Raw genomic sequence first — 20,402 nt, forward strand, 5'->3', positions numbered from 1 at the left:
AATTGCTTCATGTCGTCCTCCGCTCTCGAGAGTGTGCGTGACAACCCGGCGACGCCAACCGCGATAGCGCACGCTTTTTGCTTGAAGGGAGTGCTTATCGGGAGAGCGACGCGCGGTTAAGCCGCAAAGTGGCCACAGCTCTCCGGCCGCTCAGGGAGACGTTGCGATGCATGGAATAAATGACAAGGTACGCGCTGCAATTTTTGCCGTGGCGATCTCAGTGCTTCCGGCGTGTGGCGGGCACGGAGGCGACTCGAATAATAGCGGCAGCGCAGCCACCCCGGCAGGTGGCATCAATCTGCAAATCGTCTCGTTCGGCGACAGCCTGTCCGACGTCGGCACTTACGCGCCGCTGGCAAGCGCGGTTGGCGGCGGGCGTTTCACGACGAATCCCGGACAAGTGTGGACTCAGAATGTCGCGCAGTACTACGGTGACACGCTAAAGGCTGCCTACACGATCGACATCACGCATAAACTCAGTGCGCAGGGCGGCCTCGGTTATGCGGAAGGCGGTGCCACGGTCGCGACGCCGGCAAACCAATCCGATTTTCTGACCGCAGTGATCGGCAACGTCGAAATGCCTGTCAATCAGCAGGTTTCGAGCTATCTGGCCGCGCACGGCAGCTTTAACGCCAATCAACTGGTGCTCGTCTGGGCGGGCGCGAACGACGTGCTTCGCGCCGGCCCGCTGCCGGCTGCGGCGCCGACCGTGCAGACGGCGGCTAACACCCTCGCTCAAATTATTGGGCAGATCGTCCAGAACGGCGGCGCGCACGTCGTGGTGGTCAATCTTCCAAATGTCGGACTCTCGCCGGACGGCATTACGTCGTCCGATGGCGGGGCTAACTTGGCCCAGTTATCGCAACTGTTCAACGATAGCCTGAACACCGCGTTGCAGACTAGTGGCTTGCAACCGAAAGTCATCCAGATCGATGCCTATACGTGGTTGAACGGGATCATCGCCAACTTTCAGGCCAATGGTTTCACCGTGTCGAACACGGCGCAGGCCTGCGACCCGAAGAAAACGCCCGATAACACGTCCTTGCTATGCTCACCGCTAACCTATGTGAGCGCCAACGCGGACCAGACGTACATGTTCGCCGACGACCTTCATCCGACGACGCATCTGCATTCACTGTTCGCCCAGTTCGTGGAGCAGCAACTCGCCAAGAGCGGCTTGGGTCACTGAGTTCGGGGATCGTGCACGGCGTCTGGAAAAACGCCGATCACGTCGATATCGTCATCGCGTGCGCACGGAATGCACACGCGATGCATTCGCACGCCAATTGCATGACGGTCAACCACGAGTCGAGTAAGCTTGGGAGCATCGTACCCGCTCACTTCCGCCCTCCGCAGTAGCGACTTCTGCGTAGAGCGGCGGCCCCTGGCGAGGAGTGCCTCATGCTGACGCTTTATTCCTATCCCGACCTGTTTGGCGTCGCCGACAACAATCCCTTCGGTCTCAAGGTATTCGCGTTCATGCGTCTGTGCGGGATGGATTTCGAGCATCGTCACATTCTCGACACGAGCCTCGCGCCGCGCGGACAGCTGCCGTATCTGGTCGATGGCGAAGAAACGATCGGCGATAGCGACCGGATCATCGCCCATTTAAAGCGTCGGTACGACCTGCGCATCGACCACGCGCTTTCGCCGGGGCAATTGAATCTCGACTTTCTGGTCCGGAGAACGCTCGACGACCTGTACTGGCCGATGAGCTTTTCACGCTGGCGCGACGACCGCTTCTGGCCGTCTTTCCGCGACGCCATTCTCGCAACGCACGCAGACGTGAGCGCGAGCGATCTCGAAGCCGCGCGCGAATACAACCGGTTGCGGTACCACTATCAAGGCATTGGCCGCTATGAGCCGGAGCAGGTCTATGCGAGAGGTATCGACGATCTACGTGTCGTGGCGGACCTGCTCGGCAACGACGGATTTGTTTTCGGACCCGAACCCACCACCGTCGACGCCGCGATCTATGGCTTTGTCGCTAACATCTACTTCTACAAGATCGATACGCCATTGAAGCAGTACGTGCTCTCGCGTCCTGCGCTCGTTCGCCATTGCGAGGCCATTCATGAGCGGATCAACATCGAGCTACGTGTGCGGGTATCCCCTTGAGGTGAGCGAATGGGCAACTCGGCAAAATGGTCCATCAAGGTTTATTGATTCGCTGGAGCGCTTACATACGGCGCCTGCATGATTGATTGGCAATCTGTTTTGCCGCTGTAGAACGCATCGGGAGCGAGAGACAATGGACACTCAACCGATCGAAACCGACTACCTCGTCATCGGCGCGGGCGCAACAGCCATGGCGTTCGTCGACACGCTGCTCAGCGAGAACGATGCCCATGTGGTGATGGTCGACAGACACCATCGTCCTGGCGGTCACTGGAACGACGCCTATCCATTTGTCGGTCTGCATCAGCCGTCCGCCTTTTACGGTGTGAACTCGCGCGAGCTGAGCACCTGGACCAAGGACGAGACTGGCCTGAACACCGGCATGTACGAGTTGGCGAGTGGTGCGGAAGTGCTAAGCCATTTCGATCAGGTGATGCGGCAGCGCTTCTTGCCATCGGGCCGCGTTCAATGGTTTCCGATGAGCGATTACAGCGCGGGCGTCGACGGCATGCACCACTTCAAGTCGTTGATGAATGGCGATGAGCGGCAAGTCGTTGCGCGCAGGAAACTGGTGAACGCCACCCATGCGCGGACAGAAGTGCCGTCGACGCATCCTCCCAGATACACGGTTGCGGCAGACGTGAACTGCATACCGCTGAACCGGCTGCCCGACATTCAACGTCCGCACGCCTGCTATACGGTGGTGGGTTCCGGTAAAACCGGAATGGATGCCTGTCTCTGGCTGCTGCAAAACGGAGTGGCGCCGTCGCGCATCCGCTGGATCATGCCGCGCGATGCGTGGCTGCTGGATCGCGCCAACACGCAGCCTGGCGCGGAGAATTTGGAGCGGACCATCGGCAGCACCATCGGTCAGTTCGAAGCCATCGCCGAGGCGAGTTCGATATCGGATCTATTTGCCAGGCTGGAGCAGCGCGGCCTGCTCGTGCGAATCGACAAGACAGTCGAACCGAGCATGTATCGATGCGCCATCATTTCTCAAGCGGAATTGGAACAAGTCCGGCGCATCGAAGACATCGTGCGTCTAGGTCACCTGCAATCGGTGCAGTCCACACAGATCACGCTCGATCGAGGCTCGCTGCCCACCGACCCCGACACGCTCTACATCGACTGCTCCGCGCGCGCGATCCAGATGCCGCCCGCGCTGCCTATATTCGACGGCGACCAGATCAATCTGTTGATGGTGCGCTGGTGCCAACCGGTGTTCAGCGCCGCGCTGATTGCGTATGTCGAAAGCCATGTCACGGATCCGGCCGAGCAGAACGCTCTGTGCCGCCTCGTGCCCAGCCCCGAACATCCCGTCGACTGGCTACGCATGTGGGCGGTGACCCTTGCCAACATGGCGAGCTGGCGGCAGAACGCGGGCTTGAACGCGTGGCTGTCGCAATGCCGGCTGAACAGCCAGAACGCGATCATGCGTGGCATGCGGCCCGACGACACCGCCAAGCTCGCTTTGTTGCAGGAGAGCGGTGCCAAGGCTGCTGCGGCGGCGGCCAGGCTGCCAGCGTTGCTTGCCACTCTAAACTGAACTTCATGGAGCAGACCTTGCACGAACTTCGCCTCGAAACGCTGCAGGTGGGCGCACTGAGCATGCGTGTAGCCAGCCAGGGCAGCGGCCCGCTAGTGTTGCTATGTCATGGCTTTCCCGAGTCCTGGTACTCTTGGCGACACCAATTGGCGGCGCTCGCCGCCGCAGGTTTCCGCGCCGTCGCGCCGGATATGCGCGGCTATGGCGGCACCGATGCGCCGCCGGATGCGGAGTCGTACACGATGCTGCATCTCGTCGGCGACATGGTCGAGCTCGTCAACGTGCTTGGTGAGAGCGAGGCGGTGATCGTCGGTCACGATTGGGGCGCGCCGGTAGCCTGGAATGCGGCGATGATGCGGCCGGATCTGTTCCGTGCCGTGGTCGGCATGAGCGTGCCGTTTCATCCGCCTGCGCGGGAAGATTTGCTCAGTGCACTGGATCGTCAAGGAATACGAACATTCTATATGCAGTATTTCCAGACGCCCGGTGTCGCGGAGAGCGAGTTCGAGGCCGACCCTGAAGCCGCGATTCGACGGATCACTTTTAGCATGTCGGGCGATGGACCGGAGCGCGTCGTGGCAGGAATACTGGCGCCCGGTGCCGGGTTTCTCGACAGCACGGTGGACCCCGAGACGCTGCCGGCCTGGCTGACCAGCGAAGAGATCGCCTATGTTGCAGGCGAGTTCGCGCGCACGGGCTTTAGAGGTGGACTGAACTGGTACCGCGGCATTCGACGCTCGTCAGAACTGATGGCCGCATGGCGAGGGGCCGTGATCCGGCAGCCTTCCATGTTCGTGGCGGGCGCGAGAGACGATGTTCTCAAGTTTCCGGGCTCGCAGGCTCGCATCGAGAATCTGGCACGCGTGCTACCCGGATTGCGTGGCTGCCACATTCTCGATGGAGCGGGTCATTGGATTCAGCGCGAACGTCCAGCCGAAGTGAACGACTTGCTTGTTGCGTTCTTGAGAGGACTGTAGCAGTCGGAAGCGCTTTGCGCTCCCGAAGACGATCAACCGATTTTGTAGCGCGGGGCCGGCTTGCCGACCTGCGTTGCGGCAAACAACGCCGAGCGGGCCGTGTCGTAGGTATCCCACAGGCTCGCGTCGGCCACCGACGGCCACGTGACCGTTTCGCCCTGATCGAATCCGGACAAAGCCGCATCGACGAGGTTCTCTGTCGTCATCACCGACTCTTTCTGCAGCGCCGAAAGTGGGATGCCGGATTCGTCCCAGATTTCGGTTGCCGTCGATGCCGGAAGAACAAGCTGCACCTTCACGCCAGTCTCTGCCAGTTCCTGCTGGAGGCCACGGCTGTATTGCAGAACGAAAGCTTTGGTACCGCTGTAGACGGCGCTGACGGGCATTGAGTGGATTGCCAGCACGGAAGCGATATTGACGATGACGCCCTCGTTTCGCGACACGAATGCCGGCACGGCGGCCTGCGTCAGCCGGGTGAGCGCCGTGATGTTGAGCGCGATCTGCGAACCCGTGTCCTCGGCGGAGGACTCTGCGACCGGCCGCAGGCGCGCGAGACCTGCGTTGTTGACTAGAACGCGCACGGCCGGATCGGTGGCGAGAACCTTCTCGACCCGCGCCAGATCAGCGTCCTTCGTCAGGTCCGCAACAATTGAATCGACCTTGACGCCGTGGGCCGCCGACACCTTCGCAGCAAGCGCTTCGAGGCGATCGGCGCGCCGTGCGACAAGGACGAGATCATAGCCGCGAGCGGCAAGGCGATCCGCGTAGACAGCACCAATACCGGACGACGCTCCGGTGACAACAGCAACTTTCCGTGAACTGGACATATGTGACTCCGTTAGTTTGGCACTCAACTATAATGATTGAGGGCTCAAGTATATAACCAGACGGCTCCCTCTTGTCAACAGTGCAGTACTCAACCATCCTATGCGTATGGGAAAGAAAATTGATTCACTGGCGAACCCAGACGATCTGGATCGGCCAGCTACTGATGAGCGGGATATCCTCGGCGAACTCGCGTGTACGAACACGGCGTTGCGGCGTGCCGCGCGCAGACTGGGCCAGTTATATGACGAGGCGCTGGCGCCGCTCGACCTGAAGGCCACTCAGATCGGCCTGATCGCCGAAATTGAACGCTTCTCCGCCAGCGGCAGTGAAGAGGGGCCGACATTGCAGGACCTGGCGGCCCGGCTCGCTATCCAGATTTCGGCATTGACGCATGCGCTAAGGCCGCTGGTGCGGGACGGACTGGTGGAATTGCGCCAGGACGCCGAGGACCGGCGGACAAAACACGGTGTTCTTACACGCCTCGGCAAGAAGCGCCTCTCCGAGGCATTGGTGCTTTGGGCGGAAGCGAACAATCGCGTGGAAGACGTGTTGGGCCGCGACTCGGCTGCAACACTGCGGGCGCTCGCAGACGAGGTCGCCTCTGACGAGTTTCTCGCGGCCTATCATGGGGAATAGCCTTCCGGCCGGCATCGACCACCGGCCGGTGCTGATCTTTCGGCGCTACGCCGCCGAGCGGCCGCCCAGGTGTTGCGCGAGGAAGGCTTCCATGGCTTCGTAGAACTCGAACTGATTTTCTTCGTTTCGGAAGCCGTGCCCTTCGTTGTCCTTGAGCATGTACGTGACGTCGATCCCACGCTCGCGCAGGGCGTGCACGATCTGGTCGCTCTCGGCTTGCTTGACTCGGGGATCGTTTGCGCCTTGCGCAACAAATAGCGGCGTCACGATTCGGTCCGCAAAGAATAGCGGCGATGCATCGTGCAGCGCCTGCTTGCCCGTTTCCGTTTGCGGGTTGCCGATCATCTCGTACATCATGTCGATCATCGGCTTCCAATACGGTGGCAACGATTCGAGTAGCGTGAACAGATTCGAGACCCCGACATAGTCGACCGCGGCCGCATAGCGCGAGGGCGTGAATGCCACGCCGGCGAGCACCGCGTAGCCCCCGTAGCTCGCGCCGTAGATGCCCACGCGCGCGGGGTCGGCCAGACCTTGCGCGACGAGCCAGTCGATACCGTCGTCGATGTCGTTTTGCATCGACTTGCCCCACTGACCGAAGCTCGCCTCCCAGAACGCGCGTCCATAGCCCGTCGATCCCCGGAAGTTCAGCTGCAAGACTGCATACCCGCGATTGGCGAGCAATTGCGCTTCGGAGTTGAATCCCCACGAGTCGCGTGCCCAAGGCCCTCCGTGCGGATTGACGATCAATGGGAGCGGGCGCTTCACCTTTTGCCCGAGTTCGATGCCCGCGGGCAATGTCAAATATCCGTTGATCTGCAGACCGTCGCGCGCGTCGAAGCGGATGGGTTCCATGCGCGCCATGTCCGCGGCGTCGAGCCAGGGCATGAGCTCAGTGAGCCTGGAAAGATGACGGCTGGCAATATCGTATGTCCAGATCGAGCCCGGCGAAAGATCGCTCGAAGCGTGCACGATCGCGCGCGACTCGTCACGTGTGATGCTCGTGACCGCGATTTCCTGGCCGGGCAACTGGCGGCCCAGATCCTCGTGGATCGAGCGAGCCCACTCGTCGAAGAAGTGCCGATGCATGCGGTCATCGACATACCACGCGGCAGTCAACACGCGCCGATGCTTCGAGAAAGCCAGGCCGCTCGCGTCCACGTGTTCGGCTTCGAACAGCAGTTCGCCCTCCTGCGCGGTGTGCGGGTCGAACTCGAAGATGGCCGTCCTGTCCCGGCCTCGATTGGAGAGCACATACAAACGCTGATCGTCGAAGGTGAAGAACAGCGGCGACACCGTTTCGCGAAAGTTCGTCGTCAGGATCGGGCGGAACGGTTCGGTCTCGGTATCGCGATAGAGCAGGGTCGTGTTGACTCCGTCGGAGGCCGTCGCGACGCGCAGGCTCCCGGCGTGATCGGTCATCCAGCCCATGATGTTGCCGGGGTTTTCAGCGATCGGGGTGAATGCGCCCGTGACGACGTCCACGCGAAACACGTCGAATACCTGCGGGTCGCGCCGGTTCATCTGAATCAGGATATGGCGGTCATCGTCCCTGAGATCGTCGACGATGCTCGCCTTGACGCCGTCGAACGGGGTCAGGTCGACCGGTTCGCCGCCATGGATCGGCACCGACAACACGTGAAAGTTTTCGTCGCCGCCAAAGTCCTTGACGAACAGAATGCGGTCGTTGCCTTTCCAGGCGTGCCCGGGCACGTCGCGTTCGGATTCGTTGGTCAGCGCCTGCGCATCCCCGACCGGCGAGCCATCGACGCCGATTTTCTGAACGAAGATGTTCTGGCGGCCCGCGTGTCGAGTCAGAAACGAGAGATGCCGGCCATCCGGCGAAATCGTGAACTGGTGTTTCTCGGGCCTGCGGAAGAAGTCGCGTACCGAATACAACTTGGCGGTCGGGTGAGCGGCTTCCTGATCGTTGACGGCACTCATGCAGTTCTCCCCAAAAGCCCCATTTGACCATGCGCGTCAGACCTGCGTCTTATTCGCGCGGCGCGAGCAGGCAATCCGTCAGACCGATGACCATTCTGTTACGCTGACACTCAGATTACGATTAGCATGAAATAAAATATTCAACGAAAGCCATCGTTCTCAATACGGTAAACGCCAGCGAACTTCATTGTCGACAGATTGTATGGTTAACACCGATTTAAACGTAAACGAACAAAAAGGAACATCGAATCTGTTGTTTTGATTTCCTTTCAGAAAAAAGGGCGCGCCTTGCCATCCGCCCCAAGAGGAACAAGAAGGCACCCGCAGCACCGGAGACGCACTAGAACAAAGGAGAGCAATTTGGTCTTGGAACTGGAGCGGGTGACAGTCGTTTCGGGCGCTCAGACGCACCTGTACGGCGTCGATCTGCGGCTTGTCCCCGGCGCGATCAACGTGCTGCTTGGACCGACGCAAGCGGGCAAGACCACCCTGATGCGCGTGATGGCCGGGCTCGACCGCCCGGCTTCGGGCCGGGTGCTGGCCGACGGCAACGACGTGACCGGCGTCAGCGTCAGGCAGCGCAACCTCGCGATGGTTTATCAGCAGTTCATCAACTATCCGGCCATGACGGTGTTCGACAACATCGCGTCGCCGCTGAAGCTGCAAAAGACGGCCGCCGACGAAGTCAAAAGGCGCGTGCACGAAGTCGCCGCCAAACTCCATATCGATCACCTGCTGCAACGGCGCCCGGGCGAACTGTCCGGCGGCCAGCAGCAGCGTTGCGCGCTGGCGCGGGCGCTGGTCAAGCGGTCGTCGCTGGTGTTGCTGGACGAACCGCTCGTCAATCTCGACTACAAGCTGCGCGAGGAATTGCGCGTCGAACTGGCGACGTTGTTCGCGGACGGCAAAACCACCGTCGTCTACGCGACGACCGAACCGCTCGAAGCGCTGCTGCTCGGCGGCTATACGGCGATCGTCGACAAAGGGCGCGTGCTGCAACACGGCCCGACGCTCGATGTGTACAACGCGCCCGCCAATATCGACGTCGCGGCCGTCTTCAACGATCCGCCGATGAACATGCTCGCCAGCGATCTCACCGCCGACGGCACCGCGCGTCTGCCGATCGGCATCGATGTTCCGCTCGGGCGGGCCAGCGCGCGCGCTGTCAGCGGAAACGAAACGTTCCGCATCGGCGTCCGTCCCGGCCATCTGCGACTCGCGCCGCGCACACCGCGCTCCGTTGCGGTGCCGTGCCGGCTCGAACTGGCCGAATTGAGCGGCTCCGAAACCTACCTGCATCTGCACACGCGGCAAGGCGGCATCGATCTGGTCGCGCAACTGCAAGGCGTGCATCAGATCGATCTCGGTACGGAACTCGACGTGTACATCGACCCCGACGAACTATTTGTGTTCGGCGCGGACACGACGCTGGTGTCTGGCCCGGAGGCCGCTCATGGCGCGCATTGAGTTCCAGAATCTCGCGCACGCTTACGCACCCAACCCCGCCACGCTCGACGACTACGCGTTGCAACCGATGAGCATGGTCTGGGAAGACGGCGGCGCGTACGCGTTGCTCGGGCCGTCCGGCTGCGGCAAGTCCACGCTGCTCAACATCGTGTCCGGCCTCGTGACGCCGTCGGAAGGGAAGGTGTTGTTCGACGGGAGCGACATCACGGCGAAGAGCCCGCGCGAGCGCAACATTGCGCAGGTGTTCCAGTTCCCGGTGATCTACGACACGATGAGCGTGTTCGACAACCTCGCGTTCCCGCTGCGCAACCGGAAAATGACGGCACGTGACGTGAAACAGCGCGTTCACGAAGTGGCGGAAATTCTCGACATGACGCGTGAATTGCCGCGCAAGGCGAACAATCTGTCGGCGGATGCGAAGCAAAAAATCTCGCTTGGGCGCGGCCTCGTGCGCAAGGACGTCGCCGCGATCCTGTTCGATGAACCCCTGACCGTCATCGATCCGCATATGAAGTGGATCCTCCGTCGTCAGTTGAAGAAGATTCATCAGCAACTGAAACTGACGCTGATCTACGTGACGCACGATCAGGTCGAGGCGCTGACCTTCGCGGATGAAGTCGTCGTGATGACGAACGGCCGCGTCGTGCAGAAAGGCGATCCGGGTGCGTTGTTTCTGCGGCCTGATCACGCGTTTGTCGGCTATTTCATCGGCAGTCCGGGGATGAATCTCTGCCCGATCGAGCTGAACGCCGACGGCATCAAGATCGGCACGCAGCATTTACAACTCGACCCGCCTACGCTCGAAACGCTGAAGCACGCCAACGGCACGCTGACGCTCGGCATTCGCCCGGAGTTCGTGCGCGTGGTGAGCGATGGTGAACCCGGTGCCGTGAAAGCACACCTGCTGCGTGTGCAGCAACTCGGCAATTACCAACTGGTCACGGCGCAATGCGACGGCCACGTCTTCAGGGCCAAAGTCGAACCGCATCTGCGTGTCGACGAAGGGGCGGTCTGGTTGAAGCTCGCCACGGCGGAAACCGTGTTCTTCAGCAACGATGAAAGGATCACGCGATGAACAAGCCCGTCAACCAGAAGGCTTGGCTGCTGGTCGTACCGGTGTTCATCTGCGTCGCGTTTTCCGCCATCTTGCCGCTCATGACGGTGGTCAACTATTCGGTGCAGGACATCATCAGCCCGACGCAGCATGTGTTCGTCGGCACCGAGTGGTTTCGCGCCATCATCAACGACGACGACCTGCGTGGCGCGCTCGGGCGGCAGATCATCTTCTCCGGCTGCGTGTTGCTGTTCGAGATCCCGCTCGGCGTCGGCCTTGCGCTGGCGATGCCCGCCTCCGGATGGCGTGCGTCGGCGTCGCTCGTCGTGCTCGCCATGCCGCTGCTGATTCCGTGGAATGTAGTCGGCACGATCTGGCAGATTTTCGGGCGGCCGGATATCGGCCTACTCGGTTATGCACTCAATCACGCGGGCATTGAATATAACTACACGGCCAGTCCCGCCGCCGCGTGGATCACGGTGCTCGTGATGGACATCTGGCATTGGACGCCGCTCGTCGCGCTGCTCTGCTATGCCGGCTTGCGTGCGATTCCCGACGCCTTCTATCAGGCCGCCGAAATCGACGGCGCGAGCCGTTTCGCGGTATTCCGTTATATCGAGTTGCCGAAGATGCGCGGCGTGTTGATGATCGCCGTGCTGCTGCGCTTCATGGACAGCTTCATGATCTACACCGAGCCGTTCGTGCTGACGGGCGGCGGCCCGGGCGATTCGACCACGTTCCTGTCGCAGTACCTGACGCAAAAAGCGGTCGGCCAATTCGACCTCGGCCCGGCGGCCGCGTTTTCGCTGATCTACTTTCTGATCATCCTGTTGTTGTGTTTCATTCTGTACAACTGGATGGAGCGCGTAGGCAAAGGCGGCCCTGCAACCATTGGAGACGACTATGCGCAGTAATCGCTGGATGCGCGTGGTCGTGCTGACGGTGTACATCCTGTTCGCGCTGATTCCGCTCTACTGGATGCTGTCGATCTCGCTGCGCACGAACGAAGAGACGATGTCGGCGTTCGCGATCTGGCCGCATCACGTGACCTTCGACAACTACAAGGTCATCTTCACCGATCCGTCCTGGTACTGGGGCTACATCAACTCGATCATCTACGTGCTGATGAACACGGTGATGTCGGTGCTGGTCGCGCTGCCCGCCGCGTACGCGTTCTCGCGCTATCGCTTTCTCGGCGACAAGCACATGTTCTTCTGGCTGCTCACCAACCGGATGACGCCGCCCGCGGTGTTCCTGCTGCCGTTCTTCCAGTTGTATTCGAGCGTGGGTTTGATGGACACGTATATCGCGGTCGCGCTCGCGCACATGCTGTTCAACGTGCCGCTCGCGGTGTGGATTCTCGAAGGTTTCATGTCGGGCGTGCCGCGCGAAATCGACGAAACCGCCTACATCGACGGCTATACGTTCCCGGCATTCTTCATCAAGATTTTCCTGCCGCTGATCAAGTCGGGCGTGGGCGTGACCGCGTTCTTCTGCTTTATGTTCAGCTGGGTCGAACTCCTGCTCGCGCGCACGCTCACCACCGTCAACGCCAAGCCGATTGCCGCCGTGATGACGCGCACGGTGTCGGCGGCCGGGATGGATTGGGGCGTGCTCTCGGCGGCGGGCGTGCTGACCATCGTGCCGGGCGCGCTCGTCATCTATTTCGTGCGGAACTACATCGCGAAGGGCTTTGCGATGGGGAGAGTCTGATGCTGACGTGGATGTATTGGACACCGGAAGTGGCGATCTTTTTCGGCTGCGTCGTGGTGATGCTGGCGGGCATGACCGTGTGGGAAATCCGCTCGCCCACGGTCGAACGCAAAGGCTTCCTGCCGATCGGAACCACGCGTGGCGACCGGCTCTTTATCGGATTGCTGATTGCGGCGTACATCAATCTCGCGTGGATCGGCATCAGCGCGGAACGCGCGAGCGCGTGGCCCGGTTTCGCGGCCTCGATGCTCGTGCTGCTGATCGTCATGTGGAAAGGATGAACAGCGTTGCGTCCTGAAGGTTTGCGTATCTGGACAGACCGGTTCCGTTGATGCCCCGGGCGGACCTCGGCAGTTGATCCAAGGGGTGCGGAGACACAGGAGAAAGCCATGCAACAGAGGAGACGAATCGTCACGCTCGCCGTGGCAGGGGTCGTCGCGACTGGCTTGACGAGCCACGCAGCGATCGCCGGCACGCCCGAAGCGCAGAAGTGGGTCGACAGCGAGTTCCAGCCGAGCACGCTGTCGAAGCAACAGCAGATGGACGAGATGAAGTGGTTCATCGATACCGCTGCGACGCTGAAATCGGCAGGCGTCAAAGAGGTGCACGTGGTGTCCGAAACACTCGACACGCACATGTACGAATCGAAAACGCTCGCGAAGGCGTTTACCGAAATCACCGGCATTTCCGTCAAGCACGACATCATCCAGGAAGGCGACGTCGTCGAAAAACTGCAGACCTCGATGCAATCCGGCCAGAGCATTTACGACGGCTGGATTTCCGACTCCGACCTGATCGGCACGCATTATCGCTATGGCGTGATCATGCCGCTGTCAGACTATATGGCCGGCGAAGGCAAGCAGTACACGAACCCCGGTCTCGACATCAAGGACTTCATCGGCACCAGTTTCACGACCGCGCCGGACAAGAAGCTCTATCAGTTGCCCGACCAGCAGTTCGCCAATCTTTACTGGTTCCGCGCCGACTGGTTCGCGCGCAAGGACCTGCAGGACAAGTTCAAGGCGAAGTACGGATACGATCTCGGCGTGCCGGTGAACTGGTCCGCGTATGAGGACATCGCCGAATTCTTCACGAACGACGTCAAGAATATCGACGGCGAAAAAGTCTATGGGCACATGGACTACGGCAAGAAAGACCCGTCGTTGGGATGGCGGTTTACCGATGCGTGGCTGTCGATGGCGGGCGAAGCCGACAAGGGCATCCCGAACGGCATGCCGGTCGACGAATGGGGCGTGCGCGTCACGCCGGACGGGTGCCATGCGGTGGGCGCGTCGGTCAGCCGCGGCGGCGGCACGAACAGTCCGGCTGCGGTGTTCGCGACCACCAAATACATCGATTGGCTGAAAAAGTTCGCTCCGCCCGAAGCCTCGGGCATGACCTTCAACGAAGCAGGACCGGTGCCGGCGCAAGGCAAGATCGCTCAGCAGATCTTCTGGTACAGCGCGTTCACCGCATCGATGCTGAAACCCGGCAACGTGACCAACGCGGACGGCACGCCGAAGTGGCGGATGGCGCCGTCGCCGCACGGTCCGTACTGGAAGGACGGCATGCAGAACGGCTACCAGGACGTCGGTTCGTGGACCTTCTTCAAGTCGACGCCGCCGAACCAGCGTGCTGCCGCGTGGCTATACGCGCAGTTCGTCACGTCCAAAACCGTTTCGCTGAAGAAGTCGATTACCGGTCTCACGTTCATCCGCGATTCCGATATCCATAGCGATTACTTCACGAAGAACGCGGACAAATACGGCGGACTCATCGAGTTCTATAGAAGCCCGGCACGCGTCGCGTGGACGCCGACCGGCAACAATGTGCCCGATTATCCGAAGATGGCGCAACTGTGGTGGAAGAACGTCGCGACAGCTGTCGCCGGCGAAAAGACGCCGCAAGCCGCGATGGACAATCTGGCGAAGGAAATGGACCAGGTGCTGGCCCGTTTGCAGCGCGCGGGGATGAAGGTTTGCGCGCCGGAGTTGAATCCGGAAAGCGCTCCGGAGAAATGGCTGTCGGATCAGCACGCACCATGGAAGAAGCTGGCGAACGAGAAGCCGAAAGGCGAAACGGTCAAGTACGACCAGCTGCTGACGGCGTGGAAACAGGGGAAGGTGCGGTAAAGGTGGCGATGCGGTAATGAGAGAGGGTTTGATGCGGGCGGCCTGTTCAGGTCGCCCGCATCGTTTCAATCGCCGGAGGTGCGCGTCTCACCGCTTCGACCAGGGCGCCATCGCCTCGAACACACCGTCGCGTCTGACCAGCGCGTGCAAAAGCGCCGCCGCCAGGTGCAGCATGATCAGCGCAAAGAAACACAGCGCGAGCGCCCTGTGCGCGTTCCACAGCAGCGTGTGTAAACCGTTGCTATGCGGCAGGATGGACGGCAAATGCATTCCGAACACCACGACCGGATAGTTCGCGGCCGACAGCATGCCCCAGCCGATCAGCGGAAGCCCGATCATCAGTAAATAGAACGCAAGATGCGACAGATGCGCGGCGAGTTTCATCGGTTCCGGCATCGACGCCGGCAACGGCGGCGCGCCGCGCGTCAACCTCACCGCCAGGCGAATCAGCGCCAGCACGAGAATCACGATGCCCAGCGGCTTGTGAATGGACACCAGCGAAAGATAATCCGGGCGAACGGTGGACACCATCCCGACGCCGATGAACAGCATCGCCAGAATGCAAATCGCCATGAGCCAGTGAAGCGCGCGTTGCAGCGGTGTGAAGCGGTCGTGGATCGGGGTCGTCATGGCGTGGCTCCTCCCGCCGGATGGCGCGGATAGTCCTTATCCTCGGCGGTCCGCCGGTTGAACGATACGGAATAGGCGGCTGAGCGCGCGGCGGGAAACGGATCGTCCGAGACGTGCATGCCCGACGGCAGGACGGTCGGATCGAAGTTGAGATCGCGACACGGCCCGTTGGCCTCGGGTTCGATGGCGTTGACCACCAGCGTTCCCGCCTCCACCTTGCGCCGATCTTCCGGCCAGGCTTTGCTGGGGTCGGCGGTCGGGTCACCGGGATTGGCAACGGTAACGACCAGTGTCCAGCGTTGCGGCGCGCTCTGCACCCGCTGCGTGATATCCGCGGCGAGGAAGTCGGCGCCTTTTTCCTTCAACTGGTCGGGGGATATCGCCTCGGGCTGCGCGGCCGGGACGAAGGACCAGCGCACGGCCTGGTCCTGTCCCTCGGCATTGGTGAAGATGAAGCTATTGAGGCTGTTGTATCGGTCCTGCGCATAAGAGGCCGTCCACGGCGCGCTGCCGGCCCACTCTCCAAAATGGCCGAGTTCCGGGTGCGCGGCGGCAAAATTCTTCATGGCGTCCGGGTCGCTCGTGTTGGCCGAGGCCTGAAGCAGTCCGTAGAAGGCCTGCGGCGTGGCGACCGGGAAGAAGGGTGCGTCGATCATCGCTGTGCGCCATTCGCTTCCGTCCGGCGCGACGATGCGCAGGCTGAGGCCCCGCACCCGAACCGTGGCGTCCGGCGCTTTGGGGTCGGCCGTAGCGAGGTTGAAACGTCCCGTGACCGGGTATGAGCCAGGCGCGAACATCGGCGCCTTGGAGAGGGCCGCAGCCGCGCCATTCGATTCGAAGCTGCCGGTAAAGCAGATGCCCTTGGCGTGATTGCGCCGGAAGCCGAGCGCCGCGCCGCCCGGCGGCGCCAGACCGTTGACGATCTTCGCCGGCGTCAGGCGCCCGGGCGAGAGCCAGCCGGCCGTATAGGCGAAGGCCGCGACCAGCGCGACCACGACGACTGCAATCAGGACCAGCGAACGAACGGTGGAGGCGTTGGAAGTCGGTCTGTCGGCCATCGGTCTCTCCCGAGCAATGATTCGGCTGAGTAGAAATCTAGCAGGTGGGGAGAATAGTGCCATTGGTTGGGGGAGCGTGCATCGGATGCTGCCAGACGTCCGAAGACGCGAACGCGCGGTGAGCGGCTATGTCGGCGCGGCCCTCGAACTCCAGACATCCGGAGCGGATGGTCAGTGTCGGCTCGCTCATAGTCACGGTTGTTTTTTGGACTACGATTACAACGCCCAAGCAGCGCTTTCGTCGGGCGGGGTTCAGCCAGACACGGCCAGTCGACACACGTCCTTGAATGGTTGACAGTCGCTATCCCCAGCGAAAGCAGCCGCTGCCTAAACTACGGGTTCCAGGGCGGTGGCGTGACAGACGCTGAATGACCTGAGCCGCATTAACGCGGCGACGCGGAAGATCCTCCGGCCATGAAAGGAAAGGAGAAAACTCATGCCGAGCCTTGAACGAGTGCGACCGGCTATGCTGATCGACTCTGTCTGGCGCATCGTGCTTCGCCTCGGATTCCGGTTCGTTCGCGCCTGGTGGCACCTTCGACGGCCTCGCCATGAGGGCGCGCTGGTAGCAATCTACGTCGGCCGGGCGCTGTTGCTCGTGAAATCATCGTACCGGGCCGAGTGGAATTTTCCCGGCGGTAGTGTCCGGCCCGGTGAGGCGCCTGATGCAGCGGCGCGGCGCGAAATGGAGGAGGAGATTGGTCTGTCGTCGTACACATTACTCCCCGCGGGCAGCGCCTGCGGCATCTGGGACGGGCGAAGAGACCGGGTGCATTTCTTTGAGCTGCACCTCGATTGCATACCCGAACTGCGGCTTGATAATCGTGAAATTGTCGCCGCGCATCTGGCATCGCCGGAGGAATTACATGGCATCGCTCTGACAGAGGCGGTCGCTGCGTATCTCGGCAGAGATCTCCGCCCTTAGTTGCGCTTTTCCTTTCGGGACATCTCGACGGGTCCTGGTGACGGGAAAGCAGCCGGTCGGTCGCCACTTGCTTTTTTTCAGCACGGCCGTTCCGAAAATGATTAGCACTCCAGGCCTTCAGGATTCGCGTGCGGTGCCGAAAAGAGGGAGGAGACGGTGTGATTAGCGGGAATAAATTCTCCTTGAATCCTAAAAATTTCGCTTTAGAATTGGCGCTCTCAGTCAAACAGCCTGAGGGAGACTCGATACGTCGCCATTGCAGCGCTATTTGCGGCTGTTATCAAAAAAAGTTAAGTATCGGAAACAATTGGTAATCAAAAATAAACCAGGCCTAACATCAGACAAAAGGAAATGTCGCGTGCGTGACCAACGCGTGTCATATACCTCCCGGACTTTTTAATTTCTTTGCTATTCGCGAGCTGATGCGTGACGGGGATTCGCATCGACTTGCAACCATACCGGATAAACGACAACGGACAGGCAGTAAGGCGCAGTCCGAAGTAATGCGTGTATTCGGTATTACCCTAAGGACGTAGTGCGAGTCCTTCGCTTTACAACTTATCCCCGCTATGTGTTGCACCTGAATCGAGTCAGGGGCGTGCTTCTGGACGCCTTGTCAAAACGTAATTCGAGTTCTCTTTATCTCGGGGATGTTCATGTCCAATAGTTTGCAGAAATGGGTCGGCCGCAATCGTCCGCCTCGCGTTCAGATCACGTACGACGTCGAACTCGGCGGCGCTATCGAAAAGCGTGAATTGCCGATGGTCGTCGGGCTGATGGCCGATCTCTCCGGCCATCCGGCCACGCCGCTGCCCAAGCTCAAAGAGCGCCGCTTTGTCGATGTCGACCGCGACAACTTCGACGAGATCATGGGCAAGATCGAACCGCGCCTCGAACTGTCGGTGCCGGACACGATGAAGGGCGAAGGCAATCTGAAAGTCGAACTGAAGTTTCAGCAGTTCGCCGACTTTCATCCGGAAAGCCTCGTGCGTCAGGTGCCGCGTCTGGCCAAGCTGCTCGAAGCGCGTCAGCAATTGCGCGATCTGCTTGCCAAGCTCGACGGCAACGACGAACTCGATTCGATGCTGGAGCGCATCGTTCAGAACTCGGAAGAACTGAAGAAGCTGAAGAGCCAGGCTTACGTCGGCGATGCGCCGGCGGCCAAGGCGGCTGAGGCGAGCGCAGTCACGCCGACGACGGAAGACACTCCGTCCGAGTGACGGCCAATTTTCAGCGTCGCTGAAGCGACACTCCTCTCAGGACTGACCCAGATGGAAACGAATATCTCCGCCGAAGCCGCGGGCGCACACGCCGGCACGCAAGTCGCCGAGCTGAGCCTGCTCGAGCGCATCGTTCAGGAAGGCAACATGGCCGTCGAGCCGTCGCAAGGCGGCTACGCGCGAAAGCTCATCGGCCAGCTCGCCTCGCAGATTCTCGACGAAGGCATGCGCACGAGCCCGGACAAGGGCGTCGTGGCGATGATCAACGAACGCGTCGCCGAAATCGACACGCTGCTGACCGACCAGCTCAACGCGATCATGCACGACGCGGCCTATCAGGAACTGGAAGCGTCGTGGTACGGCCTGCACGACATGGTGTTCGGCACCGAGACCGGTACGAACCTGAAGCTGCGACTGCTCAACGTCACGAAGAAGGAACTGCACAAGGACCTCGAGACGGCTGTCGACCACGACATGAGCGTGCTGTTCAAGAAGATCTACGAAGAAGAGTACGGCACGTTCGGCGGCCACCCGTTCTCGCTGCTGGTCGGCGACTATTCGTTCGGCCGTCATCCGCAAGACATGGCGTTGCTCGAACGCATCTCGCGCGTCGCCGCCGCGGCGCATGCACCGTTCATCGCCGCTGCCGCACCGAGCCTGTTCGACCTGAAGTCGTACACGGAGTTGGGCGTGGCGCGCGACCTGTCGAAGACGTTTGAAAGCGCTGAACTGGCCGCCTGGCGCAGCTTCCGCGAATCGGAAGACTCGCGTTACGTGTCGCTCGTGTTGCCGAGCTACGCGGCGCGTCTGCCGTATGGCGCGAAGACCAACCCGGTCGAATCGTTCGGTTTCGAAGAGGATGTCGACGGCACGGACCATAGCAAGTACCTGTGGGCGAACTCCGCCTATCAACTGGGTCTGCGCATTACCGACGCCTACGCGAAGTACAGTTGGGCCACGGCGATTCGCGGGGTGGAAGGCGGCGGCAAGGTCGACGGTATTGCGGCGCATGCGTACAAGACGAATGAAGGCGACATCACGCTGAAGTGCCCGACGGAAGTCACGATTACCGATCGCCGCGAGAAGGAACTGAGCGACCTCGGCTTTATCGCGCTGGTCAACTCGAAGGGCTCGGACTTCGCGACCTTCTTCGGCGGCCAGACGGTCAACAAGCCGAAGGCCTACAACAAGGACGAAGCCAACGCCAACGCGCAACTCTCCGCGCGTCTGCCGTTCGTGCTGGCCGCGTCGCGCTTCGCGCATTACATCAAGGTGATCATGCGCGACAAGGTGGGCAGCTTCCAGACCCGCGCCGATGTCGAGACCTATCTGAACAACTGGATTGCCGGGTACGTGCTGATCAACGCGTCGGCCTCGCATGAGCAGAAGGCGCGCTATCCGCTCGGCCAGGCTCGCGTGGACGTGACCGAAGTACCGGGCAAGCCCGGTGCGTATCGCGCCACGTGTTTCCTGAAGCCGCACTTCCAGATGGAAGAGCTGACGGCCTCGATCCGCCTCGTGGCGGATCTGCCGGGCGCGGCTGCTTAATCGTCGATGTATGACGCGCGCCACGCGCGCGTCATACCGCTTTCATTCACCTATCTGATTCAGGCAAGTTATGGATACCATCATCCTGCAATTCAAGGACGTCAAGGGCAACTCGCTGATCGACGGCTTCAAGGACGGCATTCAGCTGACGTCGTTCTCGCAAAGCGTGGCGATCACGATGAACCCCGACACGTCGAACACCGAGCGCACGCTCGGCCGTCCGTCGTTCAGCGAATTCAATCTGAGCAAGGACACTGATCAGTCGACGCCCGCGCTGTACGCCGCCTGTACGGCCGGCACGAAGCTTGGCAACGCGACGATCTCGATCGGCCGTAACGAAGGCGGCAAGTTCATGCTGCAGATGAAGTACGTGCTGACGAACGCGATGATCGCGAACATCACCACGAGCGGCGGCGGCTCGAGCATGATGGACTCGTTCACCATCAACTTCACGGCGATGACCTCGCAATACACCCAGCAGAACGCGGATTCGACGCTGGCCGGCACCGCGCCGTTCGGCTGGGATCTGACTACCAACAAGGCGATCAGCCCGGCTGCCTGATGCTTCGTTAACGCTTCGCCGCCCGCCGCGAGGCGGGCGTTTTC

19 protein-coding genes are annotated in these 20,402 nt (G+C 61.0%); 15 read left to right on the forward strand and 4 right to left on the reverse strand.

Annotation, left to right across the window (positions count from 1 at the left end):
* Positions 1-166 precede the first annotated feature (166 nt).
* The 4 genes from PQR42_RS24075 to PQR42_RS24090 all read left to right on the forward strand — a co-directional run bounded on the left by PQR42_RS24075 (position 167) and on the right by PQR42_RS24090 (position 4,641).
* Complete coding sequence (locus PQR42_RS24075; RefSeq protein WP_408493838.1) at positions 167-1,189, forward strand: SGNH/GDSL hydrolase family protein; 1,023 nt, start codon at positions 167-169, stop codon at positions 1,187-1,189.
* 212 nt (positions 1,190-1,401) lie between these two features.
* Positions 1,402-2,118, forward strand: a complete 717-nt coding sequence (locus PQR42_RS24080) for a glutathione S-transferase C-terminal domain-containing protein (RefSeq protein ID WP_408386900.1) — start codon at positions 1,402-1,404, stop codon at positions 2,116-2,118.
* Between the two features lie 133 nt (positions 2,119-2,251).
* Positions 2,252-3,664 (forward strand): NAD(P)-binding protein, encoded by a 1,413-nt coding sequence (locus PQR42_RS24085; protein WP_408386898.1) that lies wholly within the window; start codon positions 2,252-2,254, stop codon positions 3,662-3,664.
* A gap of 17 nt (positions 3,665-3,681) precedes the next feature.
* Positions 3,682-4,641, forward strand: a complete 960-nt coding sequence (locus PQR42_RS24090; protein ID WP_408386896.1) for an alpha/beta fold hydrolase — start codon at positions 3,682-3,684, stop codon at positions 4,639-4,641.
* 32 nt (positions 4,642-4,673) lie between these two features.
* On the opposite strand, the gene PQR42_RS24095 is transcribed toward PQR42_RS24090, so the two are convergent.
* Entirely contained in the window at positions 4,674-5,468 is a 795-nt protein-coding gene (locus PQR42_RS24095) for an SDR family NAD(P)-dependent oxidoreductase (protein WP_408386894.1), read from the reverse strand.
* Positions 5,469-5,574: 106 nt separating this feature from the next.
* Between PQR42_RS24095 and PQR42_RS24100 the strand changes: the two genes are divergently transcribed.
* The gene (locus PQR42_RS24100; RefSeq protein WP_408386892.1) at positions 5,575-6,105 is read left to right on the forward strand and encodes a MarR family winged helix-turn-helix transcriptional regulator; all 531 of its coding nucleotides are present in this window, start codon (positions 5,575-5,577) and stop codon (positions 6,103-6,105) included.
* Positions 6,106-6,150: 45 nt separating this feature from the next.
* Here PQR42_RS24100 and PQR42_RS24105 read toward each other — a convergent pair whose 3' ends face one another.
* On the reverse strand, positions 6,151-8,049 hold the full coding sequence (locus PQR42_RS24105; protein ID WP_408386890.1) for a S9 family peptidase: 1,899 nt from the start codon (positions 8,047-8,049) through the stop codon (positions 6,151-6,153).
* Positions 8,050-8,409: 360 nt separating this feature from the next.
* On the opposite strand from PQR42_RS24105, the gene PQR42_RS24110 reads away from it, so the two are divergent.
* From PQR42_RS24110 to PQR42_RS24135, 6 genes are all read left to right on the forward strand, one after another.
* Positions 8,410-9,516 carry an ABC transporter ATP-binding protein gene (locus PQR42_RS24110; RefSeq protein WP_408205243.1) on the forward strand — a complete coding sequence of 369 codons (1,107 nt, stop codon included), beginning with the start codon at positions 8,410-8,412 and terminating at the stop codon, positions 9,514-9,516.
* Complete coding sequence (locus tag PQR42_RS24115) at positions 9,503-10,591, forward strand: ABC transporter ATP-binding protein (RefSeq protein ID WP_408205242.1); 1,089 nt, start codon at positions 9,503-9,505, stop codon at positions 10,589-10,591. Before PQR42_RS24110 ends, PQR42_RS24115 begins: the two co-directional genes overlap by 14 nt.
* A complete protein-coding gene (locus PQR42_RS24120) occupies positions 10,588-11,484 on the forward strand; it encodes a carbohydrate ABC transporter permease (protein WP_408205241.1) in 897 nt (298 codons plus the stop codon). The genes PQR42_RS24115 and PQR42_RS24120 overlap by 4 nt, the downstream gene beginning before the upstream one ends.
* Complete coding sequence (locus PQR42_RS24125) at positions 11,474-12,283, forward strand: carbohydrate ABC transporter permease (RefSeq protein ID WP_408205240.1); 810 nt, start codon at positions 11,474-11,476, stop codon at positions 12,281-12,283. The genes PQR42_RS24120 and PQR42_RS24125 overlap by 11 nt, the downstream gene beginning before the upstream one ends.
* Entirely contained in the window at positions 12,283-12,564 is a 282-nt protein-coding gene (locus tag PQR42_RS24130) for a DUF2160 domain-containing protein (protein WP_408205239.1), read from the forward strand. Before PQR42_RS24125 ends, PQR42_RS24130 begins: the two co-directional genes overlap by 1 nt.
* 108 nt (positions 12,565-12,672) lie before the next feature.
* A complete protein-coding gene (locus tag PQR42_RS24135) occupies positions 12,673-14,415 on the forward strand; it encodes an ABC transporter substrate-binding protein (RefSeq protein ID WP_408386888.1) in 1,743 nt (580 codons plus the stop codon).
* An 87-nt stretch (positions 14,416-14,502) separates the two neighbouring features.
* Here PQR42_RS24135 and PQR42_RS24140 read toward each other — a convergent pair whose 3' ends face one another.
* Together PQR42_RS24140 and PQR42_RS24145 are read right to left on the reverse strand one after the other, a co-directional pair.
* Positions 14,503-15,045, reverse strand: coding sequence for a cytochrome b (locus PQR42_RS24140; protein WP_408386886.1), 543 nt, complete (start codon positions 15,043-15,045; stop codon positions 14,503-14,505).
* Positions 15,042-16,103 (reverse strand): catalase family peroxidase, encoded by a 1,062-nt coding sequence (locus tag PQR42_RS24145; protein ID WP_408205236.1) that lies wholly within the window; start codon positions 16,101-16,103, stop codon positions 15,042-15,044. The genes PQR42_RS24140 and PQR42_RS24145 overlap by 4 nt, the downstream gene beginning before the upstream one ends.
* Positions 16,104-16,539: 436 nt before the next feature.
* Here PQR42_RS24145 and PQR42_RS24150 point away from each other — a divergent pair, with 436 nt between their 5' ends.
* The 4 genes from PQR42_RS24150 (at position 16,540) to PQR42_RS24165 (ending at position 20,358) form a co-directional block, all read left to right on the forward strand.
* Positions 16,540-17,028 (forward strand): NUDIX domain-containing protein, encoded by a 489-nt coding sequence (locus tag PQR42_RS24150; protein WP_408205235.1) that lies wholly within the window; start codon positions 16,540-16,542, stop codon positions 17,026-17,028.
* A gap of 656 nt (positions 17,029-17,684) precedes the next feature.
* Positions 17,685-18,248 (forward strand): type VI secretion system contractile sheath small subunit, encoded by a 564-nt coding sequence (gene tssB / locus PQR42_RS24155; RefSeq protein ID WP_408205234.1) that lies wholly within the window; start codon positions 17,685-17,687, stop codon positions 18,246-18,248.
* A 51-nt stretch (positions 18,249-18,299) separates the two neighbouring features.
* Positions 18,300-19,796 (forward strand): type VI secretion system contractile sheath large subunit, encoded by a 1,497-nt coding sequence (tssC, locus tag PQR42_RS24160; protein ID WP_408386884.1) that lies wholly within the window; start codon positions 18,300-18,302, stop codon positions 19,794-19,796.
* Between the two features lie 70 nt (positions 19,797-19,866).
* Positions 19,867-20,358, forward strand: a complete 492-nt coding sequence (locus PQR42_RS24165; protein ID WP_408183459.1) for an Hcp family type VI secretion system effector — start codon at positions 19,867-19,869, stop codon at positions 20,356-20,358.
* Positions 20,359-20,402: the final 44 nt, after the last annotated feature.

Source organism: Paraburkholderia sediminicola, from assembly GCF_046027355.1.
In the GTDB taxonomy this organism is placed as follows: Bacteria; Pseudomonadota; Gammaproteobacteria; order Burkholderiales; family Burkholderiaceae; genus Paraburkholderia; species Paraburkholderia sediminicola_B.